Consider the following 26,060-nt stretch of genomic DNA (forward strand, 5'->3'; position numbering starts at 1 on the left):
CTTTTTTATACTGCATAGAGGAAACGAGTATTGTTGCATTACCTACATGTTCTGTCTCTGGAAGAACTCAGCTATCGCAAAAGAGTTTACGCCGAGGGCGACTGAATCGTTTCCGAGAACGGAAAAACGGATTTCCGTGTTTTTCTTATGATAGACAGAAAGCCTTTCTGCGAGGACCCGTTCAATCGGGTTGGCAATCCAGTTTTCGAATTGTGCTATCCGGTTCCCGATGATGACAGCTCCGGGATTGAAAGTATTAATGATATTGACGAGCCCGACTCCGATATTTTCCCCCAGCGTATGTAATAGTTGTAAAACCACTGGATTGGCTTTCTTTGCTTCCGTAAGCAAAAATTCCAAATCCACGTTTTCAGCTATTTTTGCTTTGTGGGCAGCTGCTAAAAGCGCGCCTTCTGAAGCATATAATTCCCAGCAACCGCGACTTCCGCATGAACATTTCCTGCCGTTCGCATCTATGGTGAAATGCCCCATTTCTCCAGATATACCTGATGTCCCTTTATAAAGCTGTTGATTGATGATGATCCCTGTCCCGATGCCTATCCCTATACTGATATAAACTTGATTGCTGATGTTTTTTCCTGCACCATACAGCTGCTCACCATGAGCCCCTGCGTTCGCTTCATTCTCTAACTTCGTTGGGATTTGGAATGTGTCTTCGATTATTTTTTTCAGGTTTACATCCGACCATTTTAAATTTGGTGCGAACAATATCTTATCCTCCTGGTCCACCTGGCCGGGGACGCCAATGCCGATACCGACGATTCCGTAGGGGCTTTCAGGCGCTTTTTCAATCAGAGATTCGATCATGATATGTATTTGTTCCAATACATCATCCAGTTGTGGTGATGGTAGGTCCATTAATGTTTTTTCGACCTTGTTGCCGGCTAAATCTGTAAGAATGCCTAAAATATAATTAACACCTAAGTCTATTCCGATTGAATAACCGGCATGTTGATTAAAATAAAGCATGACGGGTTTTCTGCCGCCGCTCGATTTTCCCTCTCCGATTTCATGAACAAAGGAAGCATCCAGCAGTTCGGAGACCATCGTAGATACCGTTGCCTTGTTTAATCCTGTTTCTTTAGAAATTTGTGCCCGCGACACAGGGCCATTATTTTTGATTGCTTCAAATACGATGGATTTATTTATTTGTTTCACAAGATTGTGACTGGCTATTTGCGTTGTCTTCATACGTCGACTCCTTATATCTGAATCATTCTATATCCATTCTATCATACAAATTTTCTGGATAAAGCTTTATTGTTATAGTTTGTTTAATGTGTGCACAAAGAAACTAATTTATATAGTAATTAAAAATAAAACATCCATATAACATGCTTATATTACAAACTTATCATTGACAGCGATTTCATAATATATTAAACTTGGTTTAATCATTAAACAAAGTGTTGAAAAAGAGGAGGAAGTTACATATGCGTTACTTTGCGAATATAGACCATATCAAATATGAGGGACCTGCATCTACAAACCCTTTGGCTTTCAAATTTTACAATCCCGAAGAGAAAATCGGCAATAGGACAATGGAAGAGATACTGCGATTCGGTGTTGCCTATTGGCATACTTTCACTGAAAATTTAAAAGATCCTTTCGGAACAGGAACAGCAATCCGGCCTTGGGACAAATTTTCCGGGATGGATTTAGCAAAAGCAAGAGTGGAAGCTGCTTTTGAGTTTTTTGAAAAACTGAACGTTCCTTATTTCTGTTTCCATGATGTGGATATTGCCCCGGAAGGAGAGACACTGCGGGAGTCCAATCAAAATCTGGATGTCATCGTCGCAATGATAAAAGACTATATGAAAAATAGCAAAACGAAGTTACTCTGGAATACAGTAAACAACTTCAGCCATCCTCGTTTTGTACATGGTGCCGGGTCTTCGAACAATGCTGATGTCTTTGCTTATGCCGCCGCAAAAGTAAAAAAAGGATTGGAAGTAGGCAAGGAATTGGGTGCGGAAAATTATGTGTTCTGGGGTGGACGTGAAGGTTATGAAACACTTCTGAATACAGATATGAAACTGGAAATGGACAATTTGGGACGTTTTTTCCACATGGCCGCCGCTTATGCGAAAGAGATCGGTTTTGATGCGCAATTCTTGATTGAACCGAAGCCTAAGGAGCCAACTTCCCACCAATACGATTTCGATGTGGCGAGTGGATACGCCTTCCTGCAAAACTATGGTTTACAGGATATTTTCAAATTCAATATCGAAGCGAACCATGCGACTTTGGCGGGACACACATTTGAGCACGAATTAAGATACGCTCGAATTCATGATATGCTTGGTTCTGTGGATGCGAATCAGGGACATCCTTTATTAGGATGGGATACAGATGAATTTCCATCAGATTTATATGCCACAACGCTTGCCATGTACGAAATTTTGAAAAATGGCGGTTTAGGCCGGGGAGGGCTTAACTTTGATGCTAAAGTCCGCCGTGGATCATTTGAACCGGAAGACTTATTCCACGCGCATATCGCTGGCATGGACAGCTTTGCGGTCGGGTTGAAGGTAGCACAAAAAATGATGGATGATCATGTATTGGAAAATGTCGTTCATAACCGCTACAGCAGCTATACGGAGGGTATCGGCAAGGAAATCGTCGATGGAAAAGCTGACTTCCATAAGCTGGAGGAATATGCGTTTGGACTGTCTGATATCAAGAATGAATCCGGAAAGCTGGAAAGAATCAAGGCTACGATAAATCAGTATCTGTTAACCGCATATACAGGTAAATGATTGGAAAATAAGCGGGGGATCGCAATGAAATATATGATTGGAATCGATTTAGGCACAAGCGCTGTGAAACTGTTGCTCGTCAATCAAAAAGGAGAAGTAATCAAAGAAATATCAAAATCCTATCCCTTAATACAAGAAAAACCTGGTCACAGCGAACAAGAACCGGAAGCGTGGGTAGATCAGACAATTGCGGGAGTGGCTGACCTGGTTCGTCAATTCGACGGAAATCCAGCAGATATCCAAGGAATCGGATTTTCCGGACAAATGCACGGCTTGGTACTATTGGATGAGCATCATCAGCTGCTGAAAAATGCTATCCTGTGGAATGACACGCGTACAACAGAAGAATGCCATGAAATATATTCACGGGTCGGCAGAGAGCGTTTGCTTGCTATCACAAAAAACGAGGCCCTTGAAGGGTTCACATTGCCAAAAATACTTTGGGTGAAAAATAATGAGCCGCATATTTTCGAACGGGTAAAGACGTTTCTCTTGCCGAAAGACTATCTACGCTATCGCCTCACGGGAAATCTGCATACAGATTATTCGGATGCTGCGGGCACACTTCTTTTGGATGTCCATAAAAAAAGCTGGAGCAAAGAGATATGTGATCTACTTGATTTGGATATTGCCATATGCCCGCCATTGGTGGAATCACATGAACGTGTGGGGGCAATCACTGCGGAAATTGCAAAAGCGACAGGGCTGTCCACTGATACTATTGTTTTTGCGGGCGGGGCAGATAACGCTTGTGGCGCAATTGGCGCCGGCATACTTGAGGAAGGCATGACGATGGCGAGTATCGGTACATCAGGCGTTCTTTTGACATATGAAGGAAACGGGGACAAAGATTTCCAAGGGAAGGTGCATTTTTTTAATCATGGTGTACAGGATGCATTTTATTCCATGGGGGTGACACTGGCAGCTGGGCATAGCCTGACTTGGTTTAAGGATAAGTTCGCGCAGGATGAGAATTTTAATGATTTGCTGGCTGAGACAGCAGATGTCCCCATCGGAGCGCAGGGACTGCTATTTACGCCGTATATTGTCGGAGAGAGGACACCGCATGTGGATGCAGCAATACGGGGAAGTTTTATTGGAATGGATCGTTCGCATGAGAGAAAGCATTTCGCACGCGCAGTTATAGAAGGTATCACATTTTCTTTAAATGAATCGCTGGAAATATTCAGGGATCATGGTAAGCGGATAGACACTATCATCTCGATTGGCGGTGGGGCCAAGAATGAAACCTGGCTGCAAATGCAAGCTGACGTTTTTGATGCGAAGGTTGTGAAGCTGCAAAGTGAGCAGGGCCCAGGAATGGGAGCTGCCATGCTGGCTGCCTATGGCGCCGGATGGTTCTCTTCATTAAAACAATGCGCTGATACATTCGAATCTCTTCAGGTGCAAAAAATATACTTCCCGATGAAAGAACATGTGGATAGTTATAAAAAATTATTCCGTTTGTACAAGCAAATATATACAGCGACACGGTCACTTAATCAGGAACTTGCGGCATTTCGGAAGTAGTTGGCGGGCTGGGTAACAAGTTATTGTATTGAAGTTGAAAGGGAAATTCCTCTATGACGCAAGCAATCGATGAATTTCCCTTTCTCAAAATCTTAGGTGATTATACGGTTATTTCCTCAATAAGAAATATTAAAATTATTGACAACGGTTTCATAATCCACTACACTTTGTTTATAGTTTAAACAAAGATAGTGTTTATATTCTGCTTTAAAAAGGAGTGGTAACACAAAAATAGATTAGTAATTACACATTTTGAAGCGAATTCACACTCGATAAGGAGGCGGTTTCATACATTTGTGTATATCTATTAAACAAAGGTGTGGTAAAGGATTTTTAACAACCAGATACTCTCGTGATTAAAATTTATACTAAAGCAGAAGAGGGATAAATACGATGAGCGAAATGTTAAATCCAAGTGAAGAGATTGCCGGTGGTTCAGAAAAGCTGAGTATCAAAGAAAAGTTAAGCTATGGTGTAGGGGATATCGCTTCCAATTTTGTATGGGGAATCGTCACAAGTTACCTGCTTTTTTTCTACACGGATATTTTCGGGATCACGGCAGCAGCAGCAGGCACGCTTTTTTTGATCACCAGGTTGTGGGATGCGATTAACGATCCGATTATGGGCGTTATCATAGATAAAACGAAAAGTAAGCACGGGAAGACAAGACCTTACTTATTGTATCTCTCTGTTCCTTTAGCAATCATAGGTGTGCTGACATTCATCACACCCGATTTTTCAGCAACAGGGAAATTGATATATGCCTACGTGACATATACCCTTCTAGGAATGGTGTATACAGCAATTAACTTGCCGTATGGTGCATTAATGACAAGAATGACCAGAGATTCAGGAGAAAAAGGCGAGTTGAACAGTTATCGTGGGATGGGACGAACAATTGGGGCGATTATTGTTTCCGCTTGCACATTGCCATTGGCGAACTATCTAGGCAATGGCAACCAACAAATCGGGTTTCCCATCACTATGGGAATATATTCATTAATAGCGGTAGTATTGTTCATGGTGACGTTTAAAAATTGTCAGGAACGGGTTGCGCCAAGCATCACGCCAAAACAGCAGTCTCCTGTAAGAAAATCTGCGTTGGATATGCTTAAAAACAAGTACTGGGTGATCATCGCAATAAGCACCATCCTATGGTTTCTAAGGATGGGAATGATGAATGCCGCCTTGATTTATTATGTGAATTATTACCTTGAACGGCCAGGAACCATTCCCCTGTACTTAACATTATTGAATTTAGCTAATTTCGTGGGCGCTATTCTTGCCTTGTTTGCCCTCAAAAAATGGGGCAGCAGGAATACTAGTATTATCATGTATACCCTGGCAACAATCATTTTTGTTTTCCTTTTCATGCTAGGCGGGGAATCGACCATTCTTTTTGCAACATTGTTTTTCATTGCAAATATTTTTACAGGGTTTGGCGATCCAGCCAACTTAACCATGCTAGGGGATTCCATCGACTATCACGAGTGGAAATTTGGCGACAGAGTGGAAGGTCTGCTTTTCTCAGGGTACAGCTTTGCTTTGAAATTCGGTGTTGCCATTGGCTCAGCGTTGGTAGCTTATGTATTAGGCTGGGTAGGCTATGACCCGGATGCGGTAACCGAACAAGCTAAAAATGTGATGCGGATTTTGACATTTGGTGTCCCAATTTTTTTAACTCTGCTGCAAGCGATTACACTCATTTTTTATAAATTGGATAAGTTCCATCCAAAAATCATTGAAGAACTGGAAGCAAGAAAGATGGTTGAATGAGTTGCTGCAGACAGTGAAATACACATCATGAGCAATACAAAAAAATATTTGAGGTGAGAAAATGAAAATCATTGTTGGTGGATTATATCATGAATCAAATACATTCAATCCCTTTGTCACAAACAAAGAAGATTTTGTTCTTGTGGAAGGGGAAAAAATATTGGACAGGGTGGCCAGTACACAGGTATTTCGTGAAGCGAACGTCGATATCGTTCCAAGTATTCATGCATTCGGGTTATCCTCTGGCATAGTAACGAAAGATGCTTATAGATATTTTGCAGATAAAATGCTGCACGTTATCAAGAATGAAACGGATATCGATGGTATTTGGCTTCATCTTCATGGCTCGATGACAGTGGAAGGAATTGGGTCTGGCGAGTTGCAGCTGCTAAAAGAAATAAGAGAGATAGTCGGGAAAGAGATACCTATCTCTTTGGCACTGGATATTCATGGAAATAATGCAAAGGATCTAACAAACTATGTAAATATCATACGTGCTTACCGGACGGTACCGCATGTGGATCAGCCAGAAACAGAGATTATAACAGCACGGCTGCTATTGGAAATGCTGGAAAAGAACACGAAGGTGAAACCTGCCTTTTTGAGATTGCCAATGATCATAGGCGGGGAAACAGCGTTGGGTGCTGTGGATCCCTTAAAATCAATTTTCAACAAATTAGATGAAATGGAACAACTGGAAGGAATTGCTACAGCTTCTTTTTTTATCGGATTTTCATGGGCCGATACAGAAAATTTAGCTGCCTCGGTGGTAGTAGTGCCAGCAAGCGAGCAATATGCGGATTTGGCTGAAGAGAAAGCCCGGGAACTAGCGGAATTCGTTTATGATAAAAGACATGAATTCGATTTTGATGCGGAAGCATTAGAACCAGACGAGGCTATCCAGACAGCCTTATCATCGGAATTACGCCCTGTTTTCATTTCTGACTCTGGTGATAATACAACCGGTGGAGCAGTCGGGGTAAACACAGTATTATTGGAAATGTTGTTAGATGATAATCCACGCGACAAAAAGGTATGTATTGCTGCGATCTACGACAAAGATGCCTTTGAAAAATGCAAAGAACAGCAAGTAGGAGATCAAATCGATTTAAAAGTTGGCGCCGAGCACGACGAACATAGTAAGGGTGTCCCTATCCATGGTGTTGTGAAAGCAAAAGGCGACTTGATGGGATACTTAGGTGCCACAACTGACAAGGTTGGCGAAGTTTGCACGATATCCATCGGCAATATTGATCTTGTCATAGCCAATAGCGGTGAATCTTTCATTACAATCGGACATTTCGAAGCTGCAGGTTTGGATATCAGCGAATATGACATCGTCGTCGTCAAACAAGGCTATCTATTTGATGAATTGAGTGCTATGTCCGAACTTGACATCCTGGCATTAACTCCGGGTGCGACATATCAATTGATTGAGGAGTTAGAGTTTAAACATATACCTCGTCCTTCTTATCCTTTTGAAAAGGAAACAATGCTTAAATAAACGTGTTATGTAGCGTCTCAGGGAAATTTTAAAGAGGAACACCTATAACAATGCATAGAGGAGAGCAGACAGATGAAATTAGAACTTAGAGATATCGAGATACCGGATTTTGGGATACCGCAAGACGTCCCGGTGATACCATCAAGCGTATATGAAGAACGATGTAATAAAGCTTACGAAGCCGCAGCCGCTAAGTGGCTGATTGTATATGGAGACAGAGAGCATTTCGGGAATTTGTTTTATTTAAGCGGTTTTGACCCAAGGTTTGAAGAAGCGCTTCTTATTATGGGCCCGAATAAAGTCAAATATTTATTAGTGGGTAATGAAGGTTATGATTACAGTGCCCGCGCGAAAATAAACACGGAAGTATTATTATGCCAGTCATTTAGTTTAATGGGACAGGACCGCAGCCAGGCTCCAAGGTTGGATCATATACTCAAAGATATCGGGTTGGAGAAGAACGATCAAGTAGGTATCTGTGGATGGAAATATCTTGAAGAAAATGAAAAAATAACTGGTTCATCCACGATCTTCGTTCCAGCAATGATAGTGGAATGTATCCGCAGTGTAGTAGAATGTCCAACAAGTGATGTCACAGAGATACTCATGCATCCTTCCAAGGGTATAAGAGCCTACAATGAAGTGGAAGAGATAGTAAGTCTGGAGTTTGGCGCTTCTCGTTCCTCCTTGGCAGTCATGAAGATCATTGAAGGTCTAAAAACAGGTATGACCGAATTTCAAGCTGTTTCCAATATGGGCTATGCAGGAGAGCCGCTGACTGCGCATGTGATGTTTTCAGCTGGCAAAGATACGATCATTGGTCTGTCAAGTCCTACCTCAAAGAAGATTGCACTGGGTGATGGAGTGACTACAGCAGTTGGTTATTGGGGAGGATTAAGCTGTAGAGCTGGCTTAGTCGCTGAAGAGGACGAAGCTTTTCTGAAGAACTTAGCTAAACCGTACTTTAAAGGAGTGAGTACTTGGTATGAGAACGCAGCCATCGGCATGTCAGGTGGCACACTATTTGAAAAGGTGTCGAATGTTCTTGCTGAAGGAGGGTTAAGGCCTGCTCTCAATCCGGGCCATCTTACAAGCACAGATGAGTGGATGCATACGCTGGTCCGGCCAAATAGTGAAGAGGAGATCCAGTCAGGAATGGGTATGCAGCTGGATATTATCCCCGCCCCCTTATCTGTTGGCAAGGCAGTAAACTGTGAAGACAGCGTGGTCTTTGCTGACAAAGCATTACAGGACCAATTGAAGGCAACATATCCAGAAGTTTGGGAGCGTATCAGACAGAGAAGGCTATTCCTAAAGAATGAAATCGGGCTCGCCATAGATGATAGTTTATTGCCACTATCTTCAAATCCAGGCTGTTTTCAACCATTCTGGCTGTCCCCTGATAAAATGCTGACGCAAAAGTAGCGGCATGACGGATATAGGTTATAGAAGCTCACTTATTTTATAGTGGGCTTTTTCGCTTATATTCACGTATCTGCTGGAATGGTATGGATACCATGTTAAAAATAAGAGGGAGCAACGGCCGTTTCTTTTTTGCTCTATACTTCTCATTGTTGATATACTTTAAAAAAACAGTTAAATCAGTTTTCAACAGTACAGCTAAATGATAGAGGCATTAACTTAATCCTTCTATTTATTTTGATACCTTTGAGGCAGGTGTATTAAATGGGTTACTGGTTTCCGAGATTTTATGACCTGGCAATGCTGCCGCTTGAACGAACCAAATTTAAAAGGATCAGGTCAGCGCTAGTGGGAAAAGCATCTGGCAGAGTTCTCGAAATCGGTTCTGGTACAGGAGTCAACTTTCCTTTTTATACGCGTGCAACACAGGTCGATGCAATTGAACCTGACCCCGGGATGCACATAAGATTACATAAACGGATAGACGGCTCGGCAGTTCCGATTAAATCCTATGCAGCACAAGCAGAGAAACTCCCGTTTGCTGACGATACATTTGATGCCATCGTAGCGACACTTGTTTTTTGTACCATTCCTGAACCTGAGAAAGCATTGCAAGAAATCAAACGGGTTGCTAAGCCAGAAGCTGACATCTTCCTTTTTGAGCATGTCAGAATGAAACACAATTTACTGGGAAAAATGCAGGATTTACTCACTCCGTTTTGGAAAAAAATTTGTGATGGGTGTCATTTGAATCGTGATACATTAGACATGGTAAAAAAGGCGGGCATGTCCATTCAGAAAGTGGAACAGCATTTTAAAGGCCTTTTTTTAACGATAATATGTATCAATGAAAAGAACTGATCTAGGTCATTACAACATTGGTGATCTTTAGTAGAAAATGTTTTGCTGCCTTGTCTTGTCATAATGGGGGAAGCTTCAGTGAAGTTTATATCTTGAGCCATATTTTTCCGAGCAGATTGCTGGCGTAAAATCAAAAAACACTCAATAAAGAAGAAAAGAGGCATTGGATGTGGATATGCTGATTAAGCAGGCAAGACTAAAGGATGGCGAACCATTAAAAGATATAGCGATTGAAAATGGGAAAATTATAGCGATTGAAGAGGAGATCAAAAAAGAGGCTGAGCAGGTGATAGAAGCCAACGGCAATGTATTGATTCCAGGGCTGGTGGAAAGTCACATTCATCTGGATAAGGCGCTGATTGCTGATCGCGAACCGAATAAATCAGGTACGTTGCAGGAGGCGATCCAAGTGACTGCCAAATTGAAACCTACTTTTACAAAAGAAGATATCATGAGGCGGGCTGAAAAAACGTTGGAAATGCTTATCAAACATGGTATCACGCATATCCGTACACATGCAGAATTCGACCCTGAGCAAGGTTTTACAGGCTTTGATACCATTATGGAATTGAAAGAAAAATATCGTGATTTGGTGGACATACAGATAGTAGCTTTTCCTCAAGAGGGTATACTTCAAAAGCCTGGGACGGAAAAAATGATGTATGAGGCGTTGGAGAAGGGGGCAGATGTGGTAGGTGGCATTCCATACAATGACAGTTTGCCTAAGGAACATATCAACATTGTTTTCGAACTGGCGAAAACATATGGTAAGCCGATTGACCTTCATCAGGATTTTAACGATGAAGCGGACAGTATGACGATTTCTTATCTGTGCGAAAAAACCATTGCTGAAGGGTTGGAAGGATGTGTGTCAGTCGGTCATCTGACTACTTTGGCAGCACTCCCCCCCAAGCAGCTGCAGCCAATCATTGAACAAATAGCCCGCGCGGGTATCAGCGTCATGAGTCTGCCTGCGACTGATTTGCATCTCGGCGGACGGCAAGACGAACATACAGTAAGACGTGCAGTGACGCCCATCCGGCAATTACGTGATGGAGGCGTCAACATGTGTATTGCTACGAATAACATCCGTAATGCTTTCACGCCATACGGGACAGGCGATATCATGCAAACCGCCATGCTTGCCATTCCCACAGCGCATTTAGGTGGAGCAGACGATCTGCCGACTGTGCTGCCGATGATCACGAGCAACCCAGCACGTGCGCTTGGCATCCGGAATTATGGCATCGCGCCTGGAAATCCAGCCGATGTTGTGCTCCTTGATACCAAATCTGTCACAGAGGCTGTCATAGATCTGCCAACAAGATTGGTTGTCATCAAAAATGGCGTGGTGACTGTGGAAACGACCAAAGAAGTGAAAGTTTATGGCGAATAGGGCTAAAGGAAATACTTATCTGTAAGCTAAGCTGCAACTCTGAAAGTGAGCAGCGATGTGTTTATTCCTGTCGTAAAAGTGGAAATGAAGATGGATAGAATGTTAACGGGGAGGATGGATTGTATGAGCGGATTGGGCGGATTGAATAAGTCACCGAATGGCGTTGGGCTTGGATTAGTCCAATTGCAGCTGCCGGTAGTAGAAACAAAAGATGATTTACTGAAACAAACGGAAAAAGTTTGTGACATGGTGCGAAAGGCGAAACGTTTTGCTGCACCAATAGATCTGGTTGTTTTTCCTGAATACATGCTGCACGGGCTTTCTATGGACATGAATGAAGAAATCATGTGCCGGATGGATGGACCGGAAGTCGAACAGCTGCAAACAGTTTGTGCGGAAAATAATATATGGGGTTGTTTCTCCATCATGGAATATAATCCTGATGGAAATCCATATAATACCGGATTAATTATCAATCATACCGGAAAAATCACCTTGAAATATCGTAAATTGCATCCCTGGGTTCCGGTGGAGCCATGGGAACCAGGTGACATGGGGCTGCCGGTCTGTGAAGGCCCGAATGGCAGCACACTTGGACTGGCGATATGCCACGATGGCATGTTTCCTGAAGTGAGTCGAGAATTGGCATACAAAGGAGCAGATATCATTTTGCGGACGGCGGGATATACCCGGCCAATCCGACACTCTTGGCGGATAACGAATCAGGCTAACGCTTTTTGCAATCTGGCGTATACAGCTTCCGTCGCTATGTGCGGCAGTGATGGCACGAATGATTCGATGGGAGAAGGCATGATTGTCGGATTTGATGGTGTACCCTTGGTAGAAGGAAGTGACCGTCCTGATGATCTTATCACTGGAGAAGTAAGGCCTGACCTTGTCTTAGAAGCTAGAAGGAACTGGGCTGTGGAAAATAACATTTATCAGCTTGGACACCGGGGGTATGTCGCTGTGAAGGGCGGGATAACCGATGCACCCTATACCTATATGCAAGACCTCCAAAGTGGCAGCTATCACCTTCCATGGGAAAATGAAATAGTCCATAAGGACGGCCAAGCATATGGATATGATGCCCCGCGGAAAAAATGAATGAAGTGCAAGGAAAAGTCTGGTTGGTGGAAAATCAAAATAGCTGATTACAATTTATATAGTGTGGCAAGGGGTGCGGCACAGTTCCCTTGCCACACTATTTTAATGCAGGAACATATTTTAAACTTTATCGAAAAAATTCATCTATTTAGTTAATTTCATATTGAAATAAAGTAGCTTCTGGCTTAAAATATACATAATTCGAAATTAATGGAAATAGGTGGAAGATATTGGGCATTAGCTATCAAAATAATACAAACATAAAAAAAGTAGTTCAATTTGTTAGGGAAAAGGGGCCAAGCTCACGAGTGGACATTTCCAATCACATGGCTATTCCGCAACCGACAATGACACGCATTATAGAAAAGCTGATAAGCGCAAATATTTTACACGAACAAGGTTTGGGTACGTCAACCGGCGGAAGACGCCCCATTCTGCTCACCTTTAATGAGAGTTGTTCCTATGCAGTTGGTGTTGAGATTGGCAGATCGGATATCAAAGTCGCCTTAACGAATATGAATGGAGATCTCCTTTCATTTACAACGAAAGAAACAAGGTCCGATGAAGCCATTGATGAAATTGTTCTTAAAGTGAAAAAGACTGTAGATAAGGTTTTGGCAGATACCGGTATAGAACGTTCTCTTATTCTTGGAGTTGGCATAGGTGTGCCTGGACCGCTGAATGAATTGGAAGATGGGCGGATTTCTCCTCCCAATTTTTATGGGGAGACAGACATCCCAATGAAGGAAATGTTGGAAGAACAATTAGATTTTCCGGTTACGATAGACAATGACGCAAATGTTGCAGCACTTGCGGAGAAATGGTTCGGACAAGGAAAAGGGATTGCCAACTTTGCTTATGTACATGCCGATGTTGGTGTGGGGAGCGGGTTGATTATCAATAATGACATTTATAGAGGGAGGTATGGAGAAGCAGGGGAAATCGGACATTCTACCATTGATGTCTTTGGAAAAAGATGTGCTTGTGGAAATTATGGCTGCCTGGAAAATTTTGTCTCCATTCCAGCTATCATAGACAAGTTTCAAAACAGTCTAAGACACTTGCCCACAGATAACCAGCATCCTTTTACGAAACGCATCGAGCACTTGAATTTCGAGGATGTACTGCAGGCAGTTGATGAAGGCTTTGGCCTGGCTCAACAAGTACTAAAAGAAACGGGGCAATTGTTTGGGGCTGGCATAGCGAATCTTATTAATTTATTTGCCCCAAATGTAGTCATTCTTGGAGGAAAAGTAGGTACATCTCACCCGCTGTTTCACAAAGAAGTAACCGAGACCATGAAAACGCGTGTACTGGGTTCAAAAGGGAAGGATGTGAAAGTTGTGGTAACCGATTTGAATAGCGGAGTGGTCTCGGGTGCGGCAGCGTTGGTAATCCATCGTTTTTTTATAAAAGACCTTTAAAGTAATGCGGCTAGGAAAAGAGATTGGTTATAAATGAAAGCGGATTCAATTAAACGAAATGAAATTTGTGGTAATCAGGTAAAATCAGTAAAAGCAAAATTTCAGGATAGGAGAGCTTCTACAGACGATAAGTGGGAAAGATGTCTATGAAATCATCAGGATAACACATCAATCTTGCTAAACGTAATGGCATGAAATTATAAAGGGGTGCAGCTCATGAAAATGTCACGTATATATGTGTTGTCAAGCATTGTTTGTCTTGTACTTGGCTTGGTTTCGATGCCTTCTGTACCTGAAAACAGAGCATCAGCAGCAGCCAAAACAAATGAAGATTCCTTTCACACGGATTTTTTTACGTCTTTTGAAAAAGATGATTTACAACCGACATGGGAGGATGCAGTAGAAACCGCACCTGATGGGGAGGAGAAAGCCTCGGGAGTAGATGGGAATATCGCCTACGACACCATTCAGGGAGATATCACGGATCAAGTAGAAACGATTCATGCAGATGAGAATAACCCTCCAAATGAAATCGATTCTAATTTGATTGATAGAAATGATCAGACCAAATGGCTTTCGCATAAAAATACAGCTGTGATTACCATGAAGATGTCAAAGCCTGAGGCTGTAGTAAAATATGCTTTTACTTCCGCCAATGATTCACAAGGGAGAGATCCGGCAGATTGGACGTTTTACGGGTCGAATGATGGTGAAAATTGGACAAAATTGGATACGCGGAGTAGTGTACAGTTTGAAAAACGATTTCAAAGAAAAACGTTTGCATTCAAAAATGATAAGAAATTTACTTACTATCGATTTGATATTACGAAAAACGCCGGTGAAAAGTTGACCCAGCTAGCGGAGATCGCGCTATCAAACGGTGTAGACGTCCCGCCGCCGCCTCCTTCACCAATGAAATCTCACGCTGGAAATGGTCCGACGAGCAGCTACACTGCAAAAACACATGTCGGCTGGACAGGGAAAAAGGCATTGACGTATCAAGGAACACATCTAAAAAAAGATAGGGCATATTCCTACAATAAACTGTATGATGTCGACATCGATGTGACTGCAGATACGAAGCTGTCGTATTATATCCATCCGGAGTTTGCGGATAAGGATGAGACGGGTTATGCCAGTACCTACGTATCTATTGATTTAGCATTTAGTGACGGCACTTATTTAAGTGACCTTCATGCAAAAGATCAACATAGGATGGAATTGACTCCAAAGGCACAAGGAGAATCCAATACATTATATCCTAATCAATGGAACTATCGTATATCTGATATTGGAAAGGTTGCAGCAGGTAAGAAGATCAAAAGAATTTTGATTGCGTATGATAATCCGAAAGGACCTGGTCAGTTTAGGGGCAGCATTGATGACATCAAAATAGATGACAAGCAGAAACCTAAAAAGTACGCTAGTGAAGTCGACTACGTGAATACGCTCAGAGGGACAAACGCCAATGGCACCTTTTCAAGAGGGAACAATATCCCAGCAGTTGCAGTACCGCATGGATTCAATTTCTGGACGCCTGCAACGGATGCAGGTTCAAATTGGCTTTATAGTTACCAGCAGGGAAACAATGCAGACAACCTTCCGGAAATTCAGGCTTTTTCACTTAGCCATGAACCGAGTCCCTGGATGGGAGACCGGCAAACGTTCCAGGTGATGCCATCTGGCTCAGATAACCCCTCCCAAAATCGGGAGAAACGTGCATTATCTTTCAAACATTCGAATGAGGTTGCAAAACCTGATTATTACAGGGTAACCTTTGAGAACGGTATAAAAACGGAAATTACACCAACCAATCATGCGGCTATGTTCCGCTTCACTTTTACTGAGGATCAATCCAGCTTGATTTTTGATAATGTCAACAATGATGGCGGTTTGACACTCAATCCGGATAAGCAAAGCATACAAGGATATACCGATGTGAAAAGTGGTTTATCTACTGGAGCTACAAGGATGTTTGTCTATGCTACCTTTGATAAACCCGTGGCGGATAGTGGAGAGTTAACTGGTGAGGGTCGCGATAATGTCGGCGGTTACTTCGGTTTCCAAACCTCCAAGGGGGACAGAACCGTTACGATGAAAATTGCGACATCATTGATCGGTATGGAACAAGCTAAGAAAAATTTGAAACAGGAAATCCATGCGAAAGATACGTTTGCATCTGTCAAGGATAGGGCCCAAGAAGAATGGAAGCGCAAATTGAGAAAAATTGAGGTGGAGGGAGCAACTGAAGATGAGCTTGTAACGCTGTATTCCAACATGTACCGTCTCCATCTTTACCCAAATAAGATGTATGAAAATGTTGGAACAACCGAAGAGCCGGATTACAGATATGCAAGTGCCTTTTCGGAGGCTGAAGGAAAATCAACTGCAACTCAAACAGGTGCAAAGATTGTCAAAGGCAAGCCTTATGTCAACAATGGATTTTGGGATACGTACCGGACAGCTTGGCCGGCATACACGCTTTTGTCACCTAAAGAGGCTGGAGAAATGATTGATGGCTTTGTGCAACAATACAGGGATGGCGGCTGGATTTCCAGATGGTCTTCGCCAGGTTACGCTGATTTAATGACTGGCACAAGTGCGGACGTTGCCTTTGCGGATGCTTATTTGAAAGGTGTAACAAACTTCGATGTCCAAAGCTTTTACAAAGCGGCTATTAAAGATGCTTCTGTGGTAAGTCCGGATTCGGGAACAGGAAGAAAAGGCCTTTCCACCTCTATTTTTGATGGTTATACTAATACAGATACAGGCCAAGGGATGTCCTGGGCTATGGCAGGTTACCTCAATGATTTTGCGATAGCTAATATTTCTAAAAAATTAGCAGAAGAAACCGGCGAGGATGATACGAACCAAAAACAATACAACGACAATTACAAGTACTATATTAACCGGGCACAGGACTATGTGAATATGTTCAATCCCGAAGTAGATTTCTTCATGGGCAGAAAGTCTTCCGGAGAATGGCGTGAAACCCCTGATAAATATGATCCGCGAGACTGGGGCGGGGACTACACTGAAACGAATGCCTGGGGAATGGCTTTCGATGCTCCACATGATGGTCAGGGATTGGCCAACCTTTATGGAGGAAGAAAAGCATTAGCTGAAAAATTGGACAAATTTTTCTCCACTCCGGAAACTGCTAAACATCCTGAAGGGTATTTGATTCATGAAATGCGTGAGGCCAGAGATGTACGAATGGGGATGTATGCTCATAGTAATCAGCCTGTCCATCATGTTGCTTACATGTATGATTATGCTGGGCAACCATGGAAAACACAGGATAAGATCCGCGAAGTTTTGTCACGGCTTTATATTGGAAGTGAAATCGGTCAGGGTTATGCAGGGGATGAAGATAACGGAGAAATGTCTGCGTGGTATATTTTCAGTGCAGCAGGTTTTTATCCCCTCCGAATGGGGACTCCCTCTTACGCAATTGGAGCACCTTATTTCGAAAAAATGACGATTCATTTAGAGAACGGCAAAGATATTGTGATCAAGGCACCTCATGTCAGTGACAAAAACAAATATATTCAAAGTATGAAGCTGAATGGTAAACCGTATGACAAGTTGACCCTTGATCATCAGGATATTGCCGATGGCGCAACCTTGGAATTCGAAATGGGCCCCAAGCCTTCCAAATGGGGAACTGGCAAGGATGCATTGCCACAGTCAATAACCCCAAGCTCGGAAGATGGAGCCGCATCTGTACCGGAACCATTGAAAGATTTGACCGATCATTTAATAAAGGAAGACAAGGGGATTGCGAAGGACAGTGAAGAAGGAGATGCAAAACAATTATTTGATAACACATCGAAAAGTCGCTGGAGTGTAAAGAGTCGAACGCCCTCTATTCAATATCAATTTAAGGAAGGAAAGCAAAAGGTACAGATGTACACGTTGACGTCCTCACAAGACGGTCCAGCGTCTGATCCAAAAAGCTGGGTCTTAAAAGGCTCCGATGACGGGAAGAAGTGGTCAGTGTTGGATAAGAGAACTGACGAGACATTTAAGTGGCGTAATTATACCAGGCCATTTCATATTGAGAATCCTGACAAATACGCCTATTATAAATTGGAAATTACCGATAATGGCGGATCTTCCGCTACTTCATTGGCAGAAATGGAATTGCTGGGCCATCAATATGAAACAGCCCCAATCATTGGTTTTGTACCAGAGCAAAGGATCGTTGTACAGCCTGGAAGCGACACAACCTTTACATGGGGTGTGAAAAATACAACCGATAAGCAGAAGGAGGTCAAATGGAGTGTGTCCACTCCTAAGGGACTGAGTGTGTCGCCTGAAACAGGAACATTAACCGTGGACGGAGGAAAATCCGAAACAGCTACACTTCATTTAAAGGCATCCCGAGATATGGCAGAAGGTATGTATACTGTTCCGGTTCAATTGACAAGTGGTACGGAAAAATGGCCGGATATGCAATTGAGAATTGATGTTGCTAAACCGGGTAATCTCCTCCCGTTTTTTAATAACAGTGGAATCAGTAAGGATACGAATCCAAACGCAAACTTTGATTTGGTTGGCTATAGCTACTCCAATCAGGCATTGAAGGAGGCTGAAATCATACCAGGGGGTACTGTGTCCCATGGCGGAGTGGATTTCAAATGGCCAAATGTGCAACCAAACACTCCTGACAATGTGTTGGCTAGTGGTCAAACCATCGCTTTAATGGGCAATGGCCCGATACTAAGTTTCCTGGGTGCGGCTTCACATGGCCCTTCCAAAGGAACAGGAACCATTCAATATATTGACGGGACGGTTCAGAAGTTCCAGCTCGGTTTTAGTGATTGGACCCTGAATGGAGATGCAAAAAACCCGGAGAAGGATAACGAAATTGTTGCATCTATGCCGTATCGAAATAGTCAATCTGGCCAGAATAATACGAAGAACTATTTGTTTTACACTTCTGTTCCATTGGAAGCCGATAAAATGGTAGAGAGTATCACACTTCCGGATGCAGATACAATCGATCAAGGAGAGATTCATATTTTTTCCATGTCCGTGAAATATTCTTCACCTGAAGATATTGCCGACATGAAAATACTAATCGATCGTTTCGAGAATGAAGGTGCTTTCTCCAATCATGGAGCAGCGCAAGCTCTGAATATGCATCTGGTGGCTGTGGAACGTTTCGCTAAGAAGGGCGAAGTGGAAAAAGTCATCAAGCATTTAAAGGGATTCCATGTGTTGCTGGATCAGCAGGAAAAAAATGAGTTAATTACTAAAGAGGCATACAATGCTTTAAAAGCGAATACAGATTATTTGATTTGGAAATGGCAATAAAAATGGCAGATAGCATAGCCCCTGATGAATTTAATTCACAGGGGCTATTTGGTGTGATCGCTAAATTGACATATAGCAAAATAGATGTAATCGAACCAGATATGATCGTGTTAAAAAAATATCAAATTAATCCAGAAAAACAGTCATAAGGCAATTGGGTATATTTTATGTGAAATTGGCAGTTTTTGGATTGACATGAAGGATGAATTTTAATAAAGTAGTCTTTAAATTATATTTGAAATATCTTAATTATGGGAAGGTTTATTCCATTCACTTCCGGAATGCCACTACTAGAGGAGGTATAAAATGAAACAGAAGAAAGAACCAATAAAAAATTGGAAAATTTGGGTAGTTTTAGTTGGGCTTTTTGTTTTGAGTGTCCCATGGTATTTACCAACCGGATCTTATGAGCCGCTTATATTTGGGGTTCCTTATTGGGCATGGATCATTATCGGTATCTCCTTGATCATATCCGCTGCTTTAAGTTATATTTTGAGAAACTGCTGGCATATGACGGATGAGGACGAGATGTGGGAGGAGGGAGAAGAACAGTGAAAGAACTGGCTTTTTCAGGAACCTCCGGCATTATCATCATGCTCATTTATGGTTTTTTGATGCTGGTCATCGGTTTTGTCACCTATTGGAAAAATAAAGGGCTTCATCAATCTAATAAAGAATTTTATCTTGGTGGCGGAAGCCTAAGCGTATTTGTGCTTTTCTTCACTTTTTTTGCTACCCAATACAGTGGGAACACAGTAGTCGGCTACGCCCCCACAGCTTATCGGATGGGTTTTTTCTGGCTTCAATCCGTTACATTTTTCATTTTGATCGTCATGGGTTATTTATTATTTGCCCCAAGGCTGTATGTATTAAGTAAGAAGCACCATTTCATTACACCTTCTGACTACATACAGAAACGATTTAAATCGAAGGGAGTCACATTGCTTGCTTCCCTGTTGATGTTGTATGGGCTGTGTAACTACCTGCTGGAGCAAATTGTAGCTATTGGGCATGGAGTCAGTGGATTGACAGGTGGAACAGTGCCATATCAGGCTGCTGTTGTATTTTTTGTCACGATCATGATTATTTATGGATGGCTTGGCGGTATGCGTTCTGTAGCTTATACAGATACTTTGCAGGGAATAGCATTGCTTGTTGGTGTAACTGTGCTGTTGATCGGATCAATGATTTATTTCGGCGGGGTTCCGAATGCAACGGATTATGCTGCAACTGTCTCTCCTGAGAAGCTAGGTGTACCAGATAGCCACGGGGTAGTAGGCTGGTTCAGTATGCTCATTCTAGTCACTATCGGAGCCGCTATCTATCCCCACGCCATACAACGGATATTTGCCGCGAAAAGCGAAAGGTCTTTGAAAAACTCTTTGTCATGGATGGCATGGATGCCTTTTATTACATCCGGTTTTGTTTTCGTGATTGGAATCATTGGTATTCAGGCTTTTCCCGGCCTGAGTGAAGGAGCGTCTGAACAGCTTGTAGGGATGATGGCCAACCATATCGCCATGCAGAATTCCTTCTTTTATTGGGCCATGGTCGTCTTATTTGGCGGAATCATTGCCGCGATTATTTCCACTGCAGATTCGGTTCTGCTCACGTTGTCATCAGTGATTTCTAAAGATATTTATGCTCGTTATATCAATAAGGAAGCAGATGATCAAAAGCAAATTTTGGTTGGTAAGCTGACCGGGGTCGCGATGGTAATCGTCTTACTTCTTATCGCATGGTATCCACCGGCTACCTTGTATCGAATTTTCATTCTGAAATTTGAATTGTTGATCCAAATTGCCCCGGCATTTTTACTGGGTCTGTACTGGAAACAGCTGCATCGATACGCGCTATTTACGGGTATGCTGGCGGGCACGGTCATTGCATCGGCGATGGCGTTTGCCGGTTTGCAGCCTCTTGGTATCGCCAGCGGATTGTGGGGGTTGTTTGTCAATTTCATTCTATGTGTCGGTCTAAGCTATGTCTTTAAAGTTTCCGAACGGGAGACAACGTTGTTGGGGAAGGAAATATCCTAAATGGAAATTTACTTATATTATATAAAAGAAATGAGAAAACTGGTTCCCCTGTTACTTCAAAAGGAGAACCAGTTGGCATGTTTTTGTGTTATTACATCCTGTTAGGGAATGAATATAAAGAAGGAAGTAAAATGTCATACATATCAACGAGGCTAGAGGGAAAAAGAGGTGTTCTGATGCGATTATGGCATGAGAGAATAATCCACGATTTGCCGCGCCAGCAGTTGCTTGGGCAACACAGGGAGTGTTGCGCGCTAAGGGGACTCAGCTGGAATAAAAAACATAAAACTGTGAATTATGTTTTTGAGCATTCCCCATATAAATTATTTCTTTACCACCAGAAAGTGATGGAGGAGATGAAAAAGCGCGGGTATCGTGCCGATCCACTTTGGGAAGATCCTGCCTACCGGGGTAAAAATTGTCCGCCATATGAAAATATACCAAGTGGTGAGACAGACAGCTCAAATGACCACTATATTTACCCAGAACATGATAATGCGTATCTAAGCGAGTGCCTCGAGAACTTGCGTGACAAAGGAATCGATATCCAGCCGACACGATAAACGCCTAAACGGGAGGAACGTTTGGGCATTTGTCGTATTATTGAGCTTTTAAGGTCAGTTCCTGTGGTTCAGCACCTTTTTTTATTCAAAAGACGAATGCGTGTCGGTGCTATCTTCAACACAAGGAAATCTGGATCATTTAGCCTGATTTTAAGCTTTCACCCTACAATGAAGTTCAGAAGCAGCGTCATTGCCAAGCCGACTAATCCCACGATGGATTGGACGATGGTAATGGTTTTAAATGTCTCGCCCATAGACATGCCGAAGGATTCCTTGACCAACCAGAAACCGCCATGGTTAGCATAGTTGAAGAATAACGATCCGGAGCCCACTGCCACTGTTAACAGAGCTGTGTTAATACTTGGATCAGCAGCCACCAGCGGTGCCAAAAGACTGGTTGATCCGACGATGCCTACTGTTGCAGACCCTGTCGATACAGATAAAAGTGCTGCAACCACCCATCCCAATGTGATGGCTGACAGAGAGAAACCAGAGGCTAAATGGACAATGGCATCACCAACACCTGAATCCTTCAATACTTCTCCAAATGCACCCCCTCCGGCAATAATCAACAATATCCCAGCAATTGGTTTTAAACTCGTCCCTAATGAATCGCGAATGGTTTTTGTATTTGTCCCGCGCGCGTACCCAAGCATGATGATAGCGGCCAGTACACCGATAAGCATCGCAATGACAGGATTACCAACGAATGCAGCTACTTTATAAAATACACTCTTTTCAGAGAAAAAAGTTCCTGCAACCGCATGCAATAACATCATTAAAACTGGAATCAGAATGGCGGCAAACGCAGTAGTGATCGGTATGGATGGTGTATCATTGTTTGTTTCCGTCTGTGGCGAATACTGATCCAATAAATCTTTGTCTGGTTTCACTGTCATTGTAGGTGTGATAAATTTACTATAAATGGGACCTGCAAGGACCACAGCAGGAACTGCACAAATGAAACCATAAATCATGGTCATACTCAAATTTGCATGAAACGCTGAAATCGCAATCAGAGGACCGGGGTGCGGCGGCACCATCCCATGCATGGTAGCCAAGGCTGCAATAACAGGAATTCCGATGGCAATATAAGGAGAGCCCTTCACGCTTCCGTGTACTTCCAATTTCTTTGCCACTGTGAAAATGAGAGGCAGTAACATGATCAGACCAACTTCGAAAAACATTGGGATGCCAATAATAAATGCAGCTAATGCCATGAGCCAAGGCAGACTTTTGTGGCCAGAGCCACGCAGTATCACGGAAGCAATACGCTCGCTGGCACCGGAATCTGCCAGAAGCTTACCAAGCATGGCACCAAGGGCTACGGTGAGACCTGTTTCGCCAAGCGTAGACCCAGCGCCATTTTCAATTGACTCTGCAATTTTATCCAGGTTAAGTCCGGAAGCCAGTCCCACTCCCACGGATACGATCAATAAAGCGACGAGCGGATGCATATGTAATTTGGAGGTAATCAGCGCGATGAGCAGCAGTATGCCGCATACTGTAATAATGAGTAGTTGCGTGTCATGTCCAGTCATGAAACATGTCCCCTTTCCAAAGTTAAAACGGTTGTCGGTCAGTGTTGCCGTATTATTGGAACATAAAAACTTCCTAAGATGAATATCTGCTTGCTTCAGAGGTCAGGAAGCATTGCCTTAGTGACAAAGCAGCTCTGATTACTATTTTTAAAAATCATATCATATATGCAATATATTAGAAAAATATTGAAACTGAAACCGGAAGAAGGTTAGCACAGACGATAAAGGGAATACTAGCTTTAACCACCATATTCGATCTGTTGTGTATGGAGCTTTCTGATGTGTATTTCTGCTCCATTGCTTTTAGTACAGTATCGTTTCTACAATCGAAATGGAGGAATTAGATGATGAAAAAGATACTGTTGGTGCTTGTTGTGTGTATGTTGCTGGTCATTGCATCTGTTTTTCTATTGCGAAATGGTGGCAGCAAGGAACATCAGGCAGCGAACCACGTTACAAAGGATTTTTTGGTAAAGAAGAAGGATGAGCGGCAAGATTTTTCTTTGAGATATGCGATTCATCACATGACACTCAATGAAAAAATTGGTCAAATGATTATTGCAGGCATTCCTGGAACAAAAGTTGATGAGCAGACACGATCTTTGATACATGATTATAAGGTGGGTGGGTTTATCTTTTACTCGGACAATTTAGAAACCCCAAAACAGAGTATACAGCTCGTCAATCGTCTCAAACAGGAGAATAAAGATAATCCTTATCCACTGTTTATGAGCGTCGATCAAGAAGGTGGAGCTGTCAGCAGATTGCCTGGCTTAAGCAGGCTGCCTGATAATCAAACGATTGGCAAGCGGGATGATCCAGCATATTCTTATACAATTGGCAGGAAGCTTGGAAGGCAAACCAGAGCGTTCGGGATGAATCTCGATTTTGCTCCTGTCATGGATATCAACAGCAATCCAAATAACCCAGTCATTGGCGATCGCTCCTTTGGAGATGATCAAGATGTCGTAAGCAAGTTGGGCATTCGAACGATGAAAGGAATCAAGGCAGAGCAAGTCATTCCGGTAATTAAGCATTTTCCTGGCCATGGTGACACCTCTGTTGATTCACACGAGCAGTTGCCGAAAGTGGATAAGAATCTTCGAGAACTATCTGAACTCGAGTTAATACCTTTTCAGCAAGCAATCGCACAAGGTGCAGATGCCGTACTGGTGGCACATATACTGCTGCCAAATATCGGAGCGACCCTGCCATCATCCATGTCCAGAACAGTGATCACAGATATTCTCCGAAAAAAACTTGGTTATAACGGGGTAGTGATCACAGACGACATGACGATGAAGGCGGTCACCAATCATTATGATATTGGAGATGCTGCAGTCAAATCAGTCCAAGCGGGCAGCGATATTGTCCTGATTGCTCACGGACATGATAATGTCACTTCTGCCATCAAACAAGTGAAAACTGCTATTCAGAGAGGAGATATTTCCGAGGAACAGATAGAGAAAAGCGTGGAAAGGATCATCCAGTTGAAGCTGGACTACGGTATAGATGATAAGCAAGTGAATGAAATTGACGTAAAGGAACTGAATAAGTAAAGCAGGCTGGAACATGAAAACTGCTGACATAGCAACTGTTGATTGGTGTATGTAATGCAGTTCAATAGAATGGAAATCGGGTTGCGACAGCAGAATGCGAAATCTTCTCTTCGGCACAAAAAAATGTTTAGGAATGTGTCTATGCGGCAAATGACTAATAAATACATGAAGGAGGATGGGAGATGAAGCGAAGTTTCTTTCTATTGATACTGTTAGCTGTCATGCTGATCGTTGCAGCTTGTAGTGGTAATTCAGGTGATGAGTCTGAAAACCAAAAAAAAGATAAGGAAGCCAGCGACAATACATTAGAGGATCAACAAAAGGCTGATGATCAACTGGAAGTGAAATTGAAGGACAGCGACAAAAAGCCAGTGGGCACTGTCACATTGAAAGAAAAACAAGATGGTGTAGAGGTAGTATTAGATGGACACGATTTGCCGAAGGGTACTCATGCGTTTCACATCCATGAAAAAGGAATGTGTGAGGCACCAGATTATGAATCAGCAGGTGGACATTTCAATCCGGATAATATGAAACATGGATTTGATCAAAAAGAAGGACCACATGCTGGAGATTTGCCGAACATTGTTGTGGGTGAAAATGGAAAAATAAAAGAGTCATATTTGGCAGAAAACGTGACTTTGAAAAAAGGTGAAAAGAATTCCTTGTTAAGAAAAGGAGGAACTTCTCTTGTCATTCATGAAGGAGCTGACGATGGGAAGTCACAGCCAGCCGGAGATGCAGGGGACCGATTAGCCTGCGGTGTCATCAGTAAATAAAATATACAGGAAGAAATGATAGTTTAAGAGTTGATGCTCCCCTTCATTGTTTTAGGGGGGCGAGCTCTTTTAAGCATCTTCAAGGTAACTTAAGAAGAGCTTTTAATAGAACAAACTTTTATTTTCTATTACTCTATTGACATAATAAAATGGAATGTGCTATATTTATTAAGTTGCTTTTGTGATATCTCTTCTTTCACAGTGAAGGAAAAAATCATAAAAAAACAATTGACTTTATCTGTTGAGTTTGATATAATGAAAAAGTTGCTGATTAAGAGCAATTAACAAGAAATTCGTTCTTTGAAAACTGAACAAAACGACCAGTATGTCAAGCGAATTCGATGCAAGTCATCGAATGGAAATTGAAAAAACAACCCTGTTTTTTCAATAAAGCAAGCAGCTAAGAAACAACACTTTTTTGGAGAGTTTGATCTTGGCTCAGGACGAACGCTGGCGG

18 protein-coding genes are annotated in these 26,060 nt (G+C 42.5%); 16 read left to right on the forward strand and 2 right to left on the reverse strand.

Annotated elements, in window-relative coordinates:
• Window positions 1–42: 42 nt before the first annotated feature.
• Complete coding sequence (locus tag ACFSMW_RS17805) at window positions 43–1,212, reverse strand: ROK family transcriptional regulator (protein WP_390357646.1); 1,170 nt, start codon at window positions 1,210–1,212, stop codon at window positions 43–45.
• Window positions 1,213–1,454: 242 nt separating this feature from the next.
• On the opposite strand from ACFSMW_RS17805, the gene xylA reads away from it, so the two are divergent.
• From xylA to ACFSMW_RS17875, 14 genes are all read left to right on the forward strand, one after another.
• The gene (gene xylA / locus ACFSMW_RS17810; RefSeq protein WP_390357647.1) at window positions 1,455–2,780 is read left to right on the forward strand and encodes a xylose isomerase; all 1,326 of its coding nucleotides are present in this window, start codon (window positions 1,455–1,457) and stop codon (window positions 2,778–2,780) included.
• 24 nt (window positions 2,781–2,804) lie between these two features.
• Entirely contained in the window at window positions 2,805–4,310 is a 1,506-nt protein-coding gene (gene xylB, locus ACFSMW_RS17815; RefSeq protein WP_390357648.1) for a xylulokinase, read from the forward strand.
• A 393-nt stretch (window positions 4,311–4,703) separates the two neighbouring features.
• Window positions 4,704–6,086: an MFS transporter gene (locus ACFSMW_RS17820; RefSeq protein WP_390357649.1), complete on the forward strand. Its 1,383-nt coding sequence runs from the start codon at window positions 4,704–4,706 to the stop codon at window positions 6,084–6,086.
• Window positions 6,087–6,147: 61 nt separating this feature from the next.
• Window positions 6,148–7,590: a M81 family metallopeptidase gene (locus tag ACFSMW_RS17825; protein ID WP_390357650.1), complete on the forward strand. Its 1,443-nt coding sequence runs from the start codon at window positions 6,148–6,150 to the stop codon at window positions 7,588–7,590.
• 72 nt (window positions 7,591–7,662) lie between these two features.
• Window positions 7,663–9,015 carry a hypothetical protein gene (locus ACFSMW_RS17830; protein WP_390357651.1) on the forward strand — a complete coding sequence of 451 codons (1,353 nt, stop codon included), beginning with the start codon at window positions 7,663–7,665 and terminating at the stop codon, window positions 9,013–9,015.
• 261 nt (window positions 9,016–9,276) lie between these two features.
• Entirely contained in the window at window positions 9,277–9,873 is a 597-nt protein-coding gene (locus ACFSMW_RS17835) for a class I SAM-dependent methyltransferase (RefSeq protein WP_390357652.1), read from the forward strand.
• 175 nt (window positions 9,874–10,048) lie between these two features.
• The gene (locus ACFSMW_RS17840; protein WP_390357678.1) at window positions 10,049–11,269 is read left to right on the forward strand and encodes an amidohydrolase family protein; all 1,221 of its coding nucleotides are present in this window, start codon (window positions 10,049–10,051) and stop codon (window positions 11,267–11,269) included.
• 123 nt (window positions 11,270–11,392) lie between these two features.
• Window positions 11,393–12,376 carry a formamidase gene (locus ACFSMW_RS17845; protein WP_390357653.1) on the forward strand — a complete coding sequence of 328 codons (984 nt, stop codon included), beginning with the start codon at window positions 11,393–11,395 and terminating at the stop codon, window positions 12,374–12,376.
• 230 nt (window positions 12,377–12,606) lie between these two features.
• Window positions 12,607–13,800 carry an ROK family protein gene (locus ACFSMW_RS17850; RefSeq protein ID WP_390357654.1) on the forward strand — a complete coding sequence of 398 codons (1,194 nt, stop codon included), beginning with the start codon at window positions 12,607–12,609 and terminating at the stop codon, window positions 13,798–13,800.
• A 216-nt stretch (window positions 13,801–14,016) separates the two neighbouring features.
• Window positions 14,017–19,122: a GH92 family glycosyl hydrolase gene (locus ACFSMW_RS17855; protein WP_390357655.1), complete on the forward strand. Its 5,106-nt coding sequence runs from the start codon at window positions 14,017–14,019 to the stop codon at window positions 19,120–19,122.
• Between the two features lie 2 nt (window positions 19,123–19,124).
• Window positions 19,125–19,271 (forward strand): hypothetical protein, encoded by a 147-nt coding sequence (locus ACFSMW_RS17860; RefSeq protein WP_390357656.1) that lies wholly within the window; start codon window positions 19,125–19,127, stop codon window positions 19,269–19,271.
• A 157-nt stretch (window positions 19,272–19,428) separates the two neighbouring features.
• Window positions 19,429–19,677 carry a hypothetical protein gene (locus tag ACFSMW_RS17865; protein ID WP_390357657.1) on the forward strand — a complete coding sequence of 83 codons (249 nt, stop codon included), beginning with the start codon at window positions 19,429–19,431 and terminating at the stop codon, window positions 19,675–19,677.
• The gene (locus ACFSMW_RS17870) at window positions 19,674–21,161 is read left to right on the forward strand and encodes a sodium:solute symporter family protein (protein WP_390357658.1); all 1,488 of its coding nucleotides are present in this window, start codon (window positions 19,674–19,676) and stop codon (window positions 21,159–21,161) included. Before ACFSMW_RS17865 ends, ACFSMW_RS17870 begins: the two co-directional genes overlap by 4 nt.
• Before the next feature lie 176 nt (window positions 21,162–21,337).
• A complete protein-coding gene (locus ACFSMW_RS17875; RefSeq protein ID WP_390357659.1) occupies window positions 21,338–21,724 on the forward strand; it encodes a TIGR02328 family protein in 387 nt (128 codons plus the stop codon).
• A gap of 158 nt (window positions 21,725–21,882) precedes the next feature.
• Here the strand turns inward: ACFSMW_RS17875 and ACFSMW_RS17880 are convergent, their stop codons facing one another.
• The gene (locus ACFSMW_RS17880; protein WP_390357660.1) at window positions 21,883–23,265 is read right to left on the reverse strand and encodes a GntT/GntP/DsdX family permease; all 1,383 of its coding nucleotides are present in this window, start codon (window positions 23,263–23,265) and stop codon (window positions 21,883–21,885) included.
• A gap of 344 nt (window positions 23,266–23,609) precedes the next feature.
• Between ACFSMW_RS17880 and nagZ the strand changes: the two genes are divergently transcribed.
• Window positions 23,610–24,824, forward strand: coding sequence for a beta-N-acetylhexosaminidase (nagZ, locus tag ACFSMW_RS17885; protein WP_390357661.1), 1,215 nt, complete (start codon window positions 23,610–23,612; stop codon window positions 24,822–24,824).
• A gap of 182 nt (window positions 24,825–25,006) precedes the next feature.
• Window positions 25,007–25,603, forward strand: a complete 597-nt coding sequence (locus tag ACFSMW_RS17890) for a superoxide dismutase family protein (RefSeq protein WP_390357662.1) — start codon at window positions 25,007–25,009, stop codon at window positions 25,601–25,603.
• Window positions 25,604–26,060 lie beyond the last annotated feature (457 nt).

The sequence above is a fragment of the Tigheibacillus halophilus genome, from assembly GCF_042683165.1.
GTDB classification, from domain to species: domain Bacteria; phylum Bacillota; class Bacilli; order Bacillales; family Amphibacillaceae; genus Tigheibacillus; species Tigheibacillus halophilus.